The following is an 11701-nucleotide window of genomic DNA, read 5'->3' as shown; positions in this document are numbered from 1 at the left end:
TCAGCGCAGGAAGGCGCCCAGTTCACGACGGTGGGCGGCAACCCATTCGTATGCTCCGCTCGCCTCAGCCACGGCGCCCGCCAGCGCCGGCCTGCCACCGCAGGACGGCGTCGAGAAGCCGGTCTGGCCGGTCGATCCCTTACTCATCGCAGACGGACCGGCTCCGGTGGGCCACCGTCGGGCCTCGGTCACGCGTGGTCCCGTATTCAGGTGCTGCCATCACAGATGCACGACATCGCGGAAGTGTTCGCCGAGGCGGTGAGGTCCCAGTCAACGTACGTAAGCGGAGGCCAGCAGGAACCGTCCACGGCGTACCCGTAGTCTTCAGCGCCGCGTCGTTGCGGCACACGACTTCCTGTTCGCCGGCCTGCTTGAAGTGCGTCGCGCCGTGGAAGGAACGCACGAAACGAGCGACCGCGACAACGTTCACGTCACTGCGGGCGGCGGCCCGCTCCCAGGAAGTGACGGCGGCCCGCACCGCCACGTACTCCAAGCCCTCCCGCCCCTTCCCGTCGATATCGAGGAGCACAGCGCTCCTCGCCAGCCGGGCCGTTCGAACAGCGCCAGCAGGCCGCGCACGCACGCCGGCCGCGCCGAAGGTCCGCGCGATGGGTCGCCCCGACGCACACCGCCTTGCTGGTGTACGCCCGCCAGACCTTCGGCGACTCCGGCCCCTCGCGTCCTCACCGCTCGCGGTCGTCGTCGAAGGTCGCGTAGCGGATCGGGGTTTCGGCGTAGTCGGCGGGCGTACGTTTCGTGATCACTTGAGATGAAGAGAGGGCGAGCGGGTGGTTCCCGCTCACGTCCGTTGCGCCTCGGAGCCCTTGCGTCTCCCCTGCACCGTCGGGTGGAGCAAGCCGACTGCGCTAGGAGATGATCCCGTGCGTGGCTGAAGAGGCAGGTACAGATGCGGACGACGCTTGTGCATGGGCTGAGCGGCTGGGTTGGGCGTTCGGACTTATAGCGGAGGATCCGGCTGCGAGAGGTGCAGCGCTCGTCCATCTGGCGGAGGCCCAGAGGAAGGTCACGGACGCGCGCGCCCGGTACCACGAGATGTGGCGGCTGACGCTGGGAGCGGACGAGCGGTACCGGGAGCCGGCCTTTCTGCAGGCGCGCCGGAGGTATCAGCAAGCCCAGAGGCGTTCACTGCCTGATGGGGTGTGGGGTGGTCCTGTGGGCGGGGATCTGGCGACGTGGCCGGGGCTGCCCTATGTGTTGCTCTTCCTGGAGTGGGAGGCGAGGTACCCGCGGGAGTGGACGCGGCATGCGAAGGCGTGGGGTACGAAGGAGAGCCTGATCCGGGAGGTGGCCCGTGCTCGCCAGGAGGAGGCGATCAAGGCGAAGCTCACCGACCTGGTCGAGATCGTCGTCCACCGGGCGTATCGCTGCAAGGATCGCGAGTACGTGCGGGTTGCCCGGGCTGTCGACAGCGCTGACCTACGGGGCAGGCTCGATCGTGCAGTCGATTCGGACAGTTCGTGGGCCCGGTGCCATGCCGGGTATGTGCTCTGGCTCCTTGACCGCCCTGACCTGCCGAACACCCGTCATGTCTGGCAGACCTGGGTGGCAGGCGGGGCTGCGGCGTTGATGTGACCGGGGGACGATACAGGGAAGGTTCCCGTGATCATGGAGTGTTCTACGCCCCGTGACCTGCCTGGAAGACCGTGCCTGCCAACGCATCATCCCTGATTCCGCCTGCCCTTGACCGGCTCCGCGAGCAGTCCGACGTCGGGCCCGGGGAGGTGCCCGGCCTGCTGGAGCGGCTGGCTCAGGTGCCGGATCCGCGCGATCCGCGCGGCGTGCGCCATGCCCTGGCCGTCGTGCTCACGCTAACCGCGTGCGCGGTGCTGACCGGCGCGACCTCGCTGCTGGCGGTCGGCGAGTGGATCGCGGACGCGCCGCCGCACGTGCTGGAGCGACTCGGCGTGCGCCCCGATCCAGTACTGCCCCGGAGGCTGGTGCCCTCGGAGGCGACGGTCCGCCGACTGCTCGCCCGCATCGACGGTGATGCCCTGGACCGGGCGGTGGGCGGATGGCTCACCGACCGCCGGCCCGAGAGCACCGGGCTGCGCGGACTGTCCGTGGACGGCAAGTCCCTGCGCGGCGCGGCGAAGGCCCAGGGGCGGAGGATCCACCTGCTCGCCGCGGTGGAACACACCACCGGGCTGGTCCTGGCCCAGCTCGACGTCGGCGAGAAGACCGGTGAGGTCACCCGCTTCCAGCCGCTGCTCGACACCGTCGCCGACCTGGCCGCAACCGTGGTCACCAGCGACGCGCTCCATACGCAACGCGAGCACGCCACCTACCTCCTGGGCCGCGGGGCCCATTACATCGCAATCGTCAAGGGCAACCAGAAGAAGCTGCGCAAGCAGCTGAAGTCCCTTCCCTGGAAGGACATCCCGTTCCAGGGCCGCACCCGGGGCGCCGGCCACGGCCGCGCGGAGATCCGCCGGATCAAGGTAGCCACCGTGAACAACTTGCTCTTCCCCGGCGCCCGCCAGGCCGTCCAGATCAAGCGCCGCCGCACCGACCGCAAGACCGGCAAGACCACCATCACGACCGTCTACGCGGTCACCAGCCTGACCGCCGAGCAGGCCACCCCCGTCCAACCCGCGAGACTGATCCGCGACCACTGGAAGATCGAGGCCCTGCACCACGTCCGCGACACCACCTTCGCCGAGGACGCCTCCCAGCTTCGGACCGGCAACGCACCCCGCGCGATGGCGACATGGCGCAACCTCGCCGTCGGCGCTCTCCGGCTGAGCGGCGTCAAGAACATCGCCGCCGGCCTCCGCCGCAACGCACGCGACGCCCGCCGACCCCTCGCACTCCTCGGCCTCGCGTGACCACAAAACGGGCGCTCGCCGACTACGCCGAAGCCCTGGACGCCCACCCGATGCGACAACCGGGCCCTCAGCCTGCTCTGACCCCGGAAAAGCCGCACCCCGCAAACGCAGAGCCCCCGTCAGCGAACCGACAAGGACTCATGAACGATCGAGGCTAGAGGAAAGGGCACCGACGAACAGGCCCGCGACCGCCACTTGTGCACGGGCCCGGAAGCAGGCTGATGCTCATCGCGCCTATAGGGTCCTCGCACACTCCCAGCACGCCGCATTCCATCTCTCGGAATACTTCACTCACCGACGGGCACAGTCCGCTTGACTGAGGGGCGAGTTTCGGCACCAAATCGCCAGCCGCCCCGGCGGCCACGTCAGGGCCTGCAGTCAGCCGTATCCGCTGATCGCGGCACACATAACCGAGGCAACATAGCGCGGGATCGCCGGTTAGCCAAACCGGCGATCCCGCGCACCATTTGTAGTCCACCGCCACAACCTGCCCGTACATCGAAAGGCACCACCCGACGTCTGCCCCCACGCCCCACGTACCTCGACGTGCGGAGCTGCGCCGAACAACACCCGTGTCCATAGAGTTTGCCAGCTAGACCGGTGACGCATCCTGGAGATCGGCTACCGCTCGCGCGGCCGTCGGCCAGCTCACACGCCGAGCTGCCGCCCTTCCCAAAAACACTCCGCCGCCAATCCGCAGCACTTGAAAAGACATTGGAGTATCCAATTGCACGAAAACAGTAATGCATGCCGCGATTCCGAATACAGTCCTGCGTGCATTCGCGCCACTTGGAACGGCACGGGAAGCGTGGCGGAAGCCTCACGGGCATTCGGTTTTTCGCGGGCGACCGGTTACGACTTGGTTCGACGCGGTGCGTTCCCGTGCCGTGTGCTACGCATCGGGCGCACCACGCGCGTCGTCACCGCGTCCTTGCTCCGTGTACTCGAAAGCGGGGAGCCCGAGTACAGCAGCAGGCCGGTCAGCGCCTCAGCCGAAGGGTCTTGAGGGTTTGAGACCAGGACGGCGCTGTGTGGGTGAGGCAGTGACCCGAGAGCGCCCCGCGGTTGGCATGCCTTGGCGAAGTCGCGGTAGCGCTCAGGCACGACGACGCCCCGGCACGGTGGTGCTTGCCGGCCGGGGCGTCGTCGTGTCACGAGGTGTCACAGTCTCTGGGGGACGAGATAGACCGAGCGCTGCTCACCATGCATTATTCGCACCGTCTGGACTGTGTGGACTGTCGTGAACGGGTCCTACGACCTGTGCCAGGTGGGACCGTCGCGGCCCAGGGCGGACAGCCGTCTCGCTATCAGTGGCCGGGCGCAGCGCCTTCGAAAGGATGGGTACACACAGGCGGAGATCTTGGAGCCGAGATCACCCCTGGGATGCCGGCTGAGCGCCCGATACAGTCACTCAGCGTGCCTGCGACAGCGCCAAGTTTCATCTCCCGCCGTCCGTCACGGCGGCCCTCCCTGGGGAGAATCTGGGGAGGATCAGCGCTGCTGGGGAGCGTCTGGGGAGAATCGACTACATAAGACTGCACGCCCCTGAAAGACCCTGAAAGATTCATCTGCGCTGGTCAGAGGCGACTGAAGCTGCATCGCTCCAGGTCAGCGCGACATGGTAGACAACTTCATGACAAAGTCCACCGGTTCGGACCTGGTTGCCGTTGAGACTACTCACGCCGACCCCTGACTCGGGCACGCAACCTCGATGCACCCATCAACCGCTTCAGCTCCCGTCGATCAGGGCGGCACAGGCGTCCCCCACGGCGACAGCCGTATTCACCGCCGAATCCGCCCCGGCCACCCCTCGCCGAACGTCTTGGCGCTTCGGTGATCGCGCTGCGCGGCGTCCACCCGGGCTGGCTCGCAACCGACACCGAATCTCATTTCGCCCAGGATCCGGGCCATACCCGGACCAGGCCGGGCTCGAAGACCACCGCGGAACGCTTTTTCGCTCGTCACCAGCAGTGCGGAACGCGTATCACCAGCAGACGAAGAATCTGCCGGGATGGCACCACGGCCGGTCCGCACAGCGAACGCCGCTTCGCAACCCCTCCCGCCGCAAGCAAGGGGCTGGAATGTCCCCATACACCACGTGCTGACAAGGCCCGGTGTACGCATAAACACCGACGTCCGGCCACAACCGAACGCATCCTGATTCGGACCTGGGCGCGCCCATGATGTTGTCGCACGTGCCCTTCGCTGCCGCAAGGCCGATACTGCCGACAGGAGCAGGTCAGCCGAGACCCGCCCGACCATCCGACCAACCTGACGGCCCGTCACCAAAGTCGGCATTAAGTCAGCATCAGTACCGCCAGAACCCGCTCACGACCGCCACGGACAGCCAAGATCACGATCTACCCATACCCACTCTGAACAGCGAAGACGCAGGACAACAACCCACCTGCTACCCTGCCCAGGAGGTACCCGTGAGAATGCTCATCAACGTCCCCGAAACCGTTGTCGCGGACGCGCTGCGCGGTATCGCCGCCGCTCACCCCGAGCTGACCGTGGATGTCGAGAATCGTGTCGTCGTACGGCGTGACGCGCCCGTGGCCGGGAAGGTGGCGCTCGTATCCGGGGGCGGGTCCGGGCACGAGCCGTTGCATGCGGGGTTCGTCGGGCCCGGGATGCTGTCCGCGGCCTGCCCGGGAGAGGTGTTCACCTCGCCGGTGCCGGATCAGATGGTGCGGGCCGCCGCCGCGGTCGACAGCGGGGCGGGGGTGTTGTTCGTCGTCAAGAACTACACCGGTGACGTGCTGAATTTCGAGATGGCCGCCGAGCTCGCCGAGGACGAGGGCGTGCAGGTCACCCAGGTGCTCGTCAATGACGACGTGGCGGTGACCGACAGTCTGTTCACCGCCGGGCGGCGGGGCACGGGCGCGACCCTGTTCGTCGAGAAGATGGCCGGGGCGGCGGCCGAGGAAGGTGCGCCGCTGGAGCGGGTGGAGGCCATTGCCCGGCGGGTGAACGAGGCATCGCGGAGTTTCGGGGTGGCACTCAGCGCCGTCACCACGCCCGCCAAGGGGTCCCCCACATTCGATCTGCCGCCGGGCGAGCTGGAGCTGGGGATCGGAATTCATGGCGAGCCGGGACGGGAGCGGCGTCCGATGATGACATCGCGGGAGATCGCGGACTTCGCCGTGGACGCGGTCCTGGAGGACCTGCGGCCGCGTGGACCCGTGATCGTGCTGGTCAACGGGATGGGTGCGACGCCGCTGTTGGAGCTGTACGGGTTCAATGCCGAGGTCCAGCGGGTGCTGTCCGAGCGGGGTGTGGTGGCGGCTCGTACGCTCGTGGGGAACTATGTGACCTCGCTCGACATGGCGGGCTGCTCGGTGACGCTCTGCCAGGTGGACGAGGAGCTGCTGCGCCTCTGGGACGCGCCGGTGGAGACGCCTGCGCTGCGCTGGGGCCGTTGACCCGCCCGACAAGGAGATCATGTGCTCGACGCCGAATTCTTCCACCGCTGGATGACCGCGGCCGCGGATTCCGTGGACCGCGAGGCGAACCACCTGACCGAGCTCGACTCGGCGATCGGGGACGCCGATCACGGCAGCAATCTGCACCGCGGATTCGCCGCGGTGAGGGCAGCCCTGGACAAGGAGCCGCCGCCGACTCCGGGGGCCGTGCTGATGCTCGCCGGGCGGCAGTTGATCGCGACGGTCGGCGGGGCTTCGGGCCCGTTGTACGGAACGCTGTTGCGACGTACCGGTAAAGCTCTGGGCGACGCGCCCCGGGTGGCACGGCGGCAGTTGGCGGAGGCGCTCGGGGTGGGCGTCGCGGCCGTGGCCCAGATGGGCGGGGCGCAGGCCGGGGACAAAACGATGCTCGATGCGCTGCTGCCGGCCGCCGAGGCACTCGGTACCTCGTTCGGCGCCGCCCGGGAGGCGGCGGAGGCGGGGGCACTGGCGACGGTACCGATGCTGGCCCGCAAGGGCAGGGCGAGCTATCTGGGTGAGCGCAGCATCGGGCATCAGGACCCGGGTGCGACGTCCTCCGCCCTGCTGATCGCCGCACTGGCCGAGACCGATGGTGCGAGTGGCGGTGACGCGTGAGCGGCGGGAAGCAGGTCGGGATCGTGCTGGTCTCGCACAGCGGCCCGGTGGCCGAGTCCGTCGCCGAGCTGGCCAGGGGTCTCGCGGCAGGTGGTGCGACGGCTCCGGTGGCCGCCGCCGGTGGCACTCCCGCGGGTGGTCTCGGGACCAGTGTCGAGCTGATCGCCGAGGCGGCCAGGTCGGTGGACGGCGGAGCGGGGGTGGCGATACTGGTCGACCTGGGCAGCGCGGTGCTCACGGTCAAGACGATGCTGGCCGAGGGGGACGAACTGCCGGACGGCTCGCGGCTGGTGGACGCGCCGTTCCTGGAGGGTGCGGTGGCTGCCGTGGTCACCGCTTCGGCGGGCGGCGATATCGCGGCGGTGGAGGCTGCGGCGTCGGAGGCCCACGAGTACCACAAGGTGTAGGCAGACGGGTTCCGCGGTCGTGAGGCCGCCCCGCCCCTGCGTCCATGGGTGGTGCGGGGCGGCCCAGGGCCTGTCCGGCTGTGATCGCCGGACAGGCCCGTGGTCCGTCAGGCCGCCGACGCGGCCCCGGCTGCCCCGATCCTGATCTGCGCCTTCTGTGTCGTTCCGTTGACCGTCACAGCGAGCGTGATCGTGCCCGGTCGGAGCGCGATGAGGGTGCCGGTGGACGGGTCGAGGACCGCCGAGTGGCGGTGACGGGCATCGTCCCGGTCGCCGATGTGGACGTTCGGGGATCCGGTCCAGTCCGCGGCCAGCGGGAAGCCGACCGGGACACTGCGGGTGCCCTGGGTGACGGTCGCCGTGACTCTCGCCAGGGCGTCGACATGCGCACGGGTCTGTACGGAGACCCAGTCGGGCCCGCCCTGCCACGGCCGCTGCCGCGCTGCGGCCTGTTCACCGGACGTGATGTGGTCGGCGCCGACCAGCGACCAGCCGGTGAAGCCGCCCTCGTCCGCCGGTCCGGCCGGTGCCTTGCCGGAGTTGCCGTTGATCAGATACGGCACTCCGTCGACGTGCGAGGCGTGGAAGACCCCGACATGGCTGCCGATGAAGGCCGCGCCCTTGCCCGTCGTACGGCGGAAGTCGGCGAGCCACTGTTCGACGAGGGCCGCCTCCTTGCGGTCCCCGAGCTGGCTGCCCTTCTGTACGGTCGGGTCGCGCGGCGGCACATGCTCGATCAGCATGACCGAGTCCACGGTCCGGTCCTTCGCCGCCGCGTCCAGCTGGGCGCGGAACTGCTTGATCTGGGCGAAGCCCCCGCCGCGCAGGCTGAGGCTGGATGTGTCGAGCGTGACGAAGCGGGTGCCCTTGTGGTCGAACGTCCGCTGGGCGGGCCCGAATTCGGTGACGAAGTTGTCGATCCTGCCGCCCATCACTTCGTGATTGCCCGGTACGTAGTACCAGGACAGCGAGTCACCGAGTTCCTCAGTGAGAATCCGGTGGGCGAAGGCCAGGTCGGCGGGCGATCCCTCGTCCACGAGGTCGCCGTTGATCACGAGGAAGTCCGGGCCGGCCGCCTTGATCTCGCGCAGGGTGCGCCGCGCCTGGGTGACGATTGCGCTGTCCGGGTCACGGGCGACGAACTGGGCGTCCGACATCACCGCGAACCGCCAGTCCCTGCGCTCGGTCACGGCTGCCGGGTCGATCAACGGGTCGGTGGGAGCTGCCTGTTTGGGAAGGTCGACGGTTGGCGGCACCTGCGCGGTGAGCTCGTCGATGACGATCTCACCCGTGTACTGCTTGGCGGCCGCGGTCTCCGCGAGGTAGAAGCGGGACACGGAGAGCGGCATGGCAGCTCCCGGCGGTACTGCGAAGGTGACTTGCCGCCAGCCGGTCCAGGTGACGTACGGTCCGCGCAACAGCTGGTCGGAACCTGCGGCGTCCTTGAGGTGCAGGGTCGGCCAGGCGCCCTTGCCGTCACCCTTGATCCACAGCTTGAACGACTGGGGCTGGCCGGGCACGGTGACCGGCTGGGGCGGGGCGGCGTAGGCGGCGCGGGTCGCGGTGGACTGGGTGAAGTCGTAGGTGAGCTTCAGTCCGGTGCCGGTGTGGCCGTCGGGCGTGGCGGCGAGGGAACCGCTCGCCCGGGCCTGGCTGAACTTCCAGGAACCTGCGTCGTCGAAGGAGGAGACTGCCTGCTCGGTGAGGCCGATGCTGACGGCGAGGACGGTGGTGGTACCGGCCACGGTCGCCTTGATCTGTCCGGCTCCGGTGCCGGTGCCGGTGCGTGAGGTGACCGTGAAGGAGCCCTGGCCGTCGTCGCGGATGTCGAAGAGTGCGTGGTCGTAGTCGAGGGTGATGTCGCGCGGTTCGACGGGGGCGCTGGTGCCGTGGGCGTCGAGTCCGACGATACCGAACCTGCCGGTGGCCTCGGCGTCGGCGAGGCCCACCCGCTGGGTGGTCGGCCGGATCCGGGCGAGCTTGTCGAGGACGGTCAGGGATGTGCTGCCGCGCGCCGGTCCGTGTTCGGCGCGTACGTCGGTGGTGCCGCTGCGGCGTGCGGTGAAGAGCCCGTTGCGGTCCACCGTACCGACGGCGCCCCGCACCGTACGCCAGCGAGGGTTGCCGTCGGCGGGGCCGTACGTCTCGTCGTATCCGGTCGCGGTGAGGCGTCGGGTGAGTCCGGGGAAGACGCGGTCGGGGTGGCCGCCCTTCACGGGGTCTACGCCCGGTGCGGAACCGGCGGGCGTACGGGGCTGGACCCAGAAGCCCTTGAGCCGGCCGCTGCCGTCGGGGGCGGTGAGGGCGAGGCCGTTGGGGACGGTGCGTTCGCTGCCGTCGGACGGGCTGTTCTCCACCCGTAGCGCGTCGCTGCCGGGCTCGCGCGCGACGAGGGTCGACGATCCGCCGCCGTCCAGATTGAGTGCGCTGTACGAGCCGGCGCGCTGCATCATCAGACCGAGTTCGGTGAGGGTGACGCCGCCGCTGTCGGCCTGCCGCCCGTCGACGGTGAGGATCTGCATGGTCCGGCCGTCCTTGGAGAAGCCGACGGCGGTGCGGGGCGCTGCGGTGTTGTTGCCCTCGCCGTCGTGGTTCTGTGCGACTCCGTCGACGACGAGAAGTTCACGGCCGCCGACCGCGGTGCGCGGCACGGCTCCGCTGTCGGTGCGTGCCCGGTAGGTCAGGGACACCGGGTCTCCGGGCTTCAGGGCGTCGAGTGCGACGGCCCCGGCTTCACGGCCGACCAGGACGGTGGTGTCGTCGGGGACGGCTCCCGATCCGGGGGTGCCCGAGACGGAGACGACCTTGCCGTCCCGCACGACCGCTTCGGTGACCGGGGTCGCGTTGTCCACGGTCAGGGCACGGTTGGCCGTTCCCCAGACGGAGGTGTACGCGCCGACTCCCCCGGCAGGCACATTGGCGGCGTTGTACGCGGCGAGCGGCTGCTGCCCGGCGGGCAGGGTGAGCGTCCCCTCGAAGTACAGGTTCAGGATGCGGCCGGCGCTGTCGGGGCCGATGCCGACGGCCCGGTTGATTCCCGGGGCGGGCGACTGGACGGTGATCCCGTCCTTGATGCCGATCCCTTCCGGCGCACCGGTCTGGTTGATGTCGAAGAAGTCGGCGTTGATCGCGGCGACGGTGCGGCGGCCACGGCCCGCGTCGTGGCCTGCGGCGAGTTCGGAGACCGTGCGCCGGTCGGAGACCTTGCCGGAGGAGAGGTAGTCGGCGTGTACGCCGGTGCCGGTGAGGTCGACGGAGAGGGAGTCGACCCGCAGCCACTTGTCGGATTCGAGCCGGTCGTACGAGTCGATACAGACACCCGGGGCGATCGGGCGCGACGTACGAGCGGTCTCGATGCCGTCGCCGTCCGCGACCGATCTGGATTCCCCTGCCGGGTTGCTCGCGGGTGGTGGGGCGACCGGTCTGAGGATTTCGGCGGAAGTACGGGGACGGGGGTCGGGGGTCGAATCGGCGAGCGCGGGGGAGATCGCGCCGACCGTCATCGCGGAGACCGTCGCGAGCAGCACGAGCGGTCGCGCGACCGTTCCGTACCCTCGCGCCGCACTCCCGCGCGGTCCGGTCGTCCTGCCGACTATGCCAAAGACCACAAATCCTCCTGGAATCCCGATGGTTGCGCGGCTCGGCCCGCGGGCAGAAAGCGCTGTCGGCGGACAGCATGGCCGCACGCACAACCGCGCACCAGGGGGCATCGGGAACCTCAGGGGAAACAGGGCGCGTCGACTCGATGACGGCGGTGATCACCGGGAAAGGGGTGTCGTCCGTGGCGGCGTACGGTACCGGGACGCAGACTTGACGGCATGCCATCCCAGAAACGCGCCACGCGCAGTGCGGGTCTCCTTCTGTTCCGCCGACCGGACGGGGCCTCGTACGACAGTGCCGGTTTCGAGGTGCTCATCGGACATATGGGCGGCCCGTTCTGGGCGGGCCGCGAGAGCGCGGCGTGGTCGATCCCCAAGGGTGAGTACGGCCCTGCCGAGGAACCCGCGGCCGCGGCCCGCCGTGAGTTCGAGGAGGAGTTCGGTCGTCCGGCGCCGGACGGTGAGTGGGTGGCGCTCGGTGAGGCCCGTCAGTCCGGCGGCAAGACCGTGACGGTGTGGGCGATGGAGGCGGATCTCGATGCTGCGGCGGCCGTTCCCGGGACGTTCACCATGGAGTGGCCGAGGGGGTCCGGTGTGCTGCGCGAGTTCCCGGAGATCGACCGGTTCGCCTGGTGCACGCCCCAGGAGGCCACGGAGCGGCTCGTCACGGGCCAGCGGATCTTCCTCGACCGACTGCGGGAACACGTGGAGGGCGGGCGGGTGACGCCCGCTCAGGACAGGCCCTGAGCGGGCGTTTCGCTGTCGGTGCGGTTGATCTCCGGGCTGTG

General features: G+C 69.4%; 8 protein-coding genes. 6 read left to right on the top strand and 2 right to left on the bottom strand.

Annotated elements, in window-relative coordinates:
* A complete protein-coding gene (locus NRF20_RS40320) occupies positions 1-147 on the bottom strand; it encodes a hypothetical protein (RefSeq protein WP_398631794.1) in 147 nt (48 codons plus the stop codon).
* Between the two features lie 1026 nt (positions 148-1173).
* Between NRF20_RS40320 and NRF20_RS40315 the strand changes: the two genes are divergently transcribed.
* From NRF20_RS40315 to NRF20_RS40295, 5 genes are all read left to right on the top strand, one after another.
* Positions 1174-1593 carry a hypothetical protein gene (locus NRF20_RS40315; RefSeq protein ID WP_266361590.1) on the top strand — a complete coding sequence of 140 codons (420 nt, stop codon included), beginning with the start codon at positions 1174-1176 and terminating at the stop codon, positions 1591-1593.
* A gap of 71 nt (positions 1594-1664) precedes the next feature.
* Positions 1665-2846, top strand: a complete 1182-nt coding sequence (locus NRF20_RS40310; RefSeq protein WP_413754173.1) for an ISAs1 family transposase — start codon at positions 1665-1667, stop codon at positions 2844-2846.
* A gap of 2438 nt (positions 2847-5284) precedes the next feature.
* Entirely contained in the window at positions 5285-6271 is a 987-nt protein-coding gene (gene dhaK, locus NRF20_RS40305) for a dihydroxyacetone kinase subunit DhaK (protein WP_398631805.1), read from the top strand.
* A gap of 21 nt (positions 6272-6292) precedes the next feature.
* Complete coding sequence (gene dhaL / locus NRF20_RS40300) at positions 6293-6907, top strand: dihydroxyacetone kinase subunit DhaL (RefSeq protein ID WP_398631791.1); 615 nt, start codon at positions 6293-6295, stop codon at positions 6905-6907.
* On the top strand, positions 6904-7314 hold the full coding sequence (locus NRF20_RS40295; protein ID WP_398631790.1) for a PTS-dependent dihydroxyacetone kinase phosphotransferase subunit DhaM: 411 nt from the start codon (positions 6904-6906) through the stop codon (positions 7312-7314). Before dhaL ends, NRF20_RS40295 begins: the two co-directional genes overlap by 4 nt.
* A 107-nt stretch (positions 7315-7421) precedes the next feature.
* Here NRF20_RS40295 and NRF20_RS40290 read toward each other — a convergent pair whose 3' ends face one another.
* On the bottom strand, positions 7422-10817 hold the full coding sequence (locus NRF20_RS40290; RefSeq protein WP_413754665.1) for a phosphodiester glycosidase family protein: 3396 nt from the start codon (positions 10815-10817) through the stop codon (positions 7422-7424).
* A gap of 315 nt (positions 10818-11132) precedes the next feature.
* Here NRF20_RS40290 and NRF20_RS40285 point away from each other — a divergent pair, with 315 nt between their 5' ends.
* Positions 11133-11660, top strand: coding sequence for an NUDIX domain-containing protein (locus NRF20_RS40285; RefSeq protein ID WP_413754172.1), 528 nt, complete (start codon positions 11133-11135; stop codon positions 11658-11660).
* The last annotated feature ends 41 nt before the right edge of the window (positions 11661-11701 follow it).

The organism is Streptomyces sp. R-74717, from assembly GCF_047305335.1.
Classification (GTDB): domain Bacteria; phylum Actinomycetota; class Actinomycetes; order Streptomycetales; family Streptomycetaceae; genus Streptomyces; species Streptomyces atratus.
This window is presented reverse-complemented; position numbering and strand designations above follow the sequence as displayed.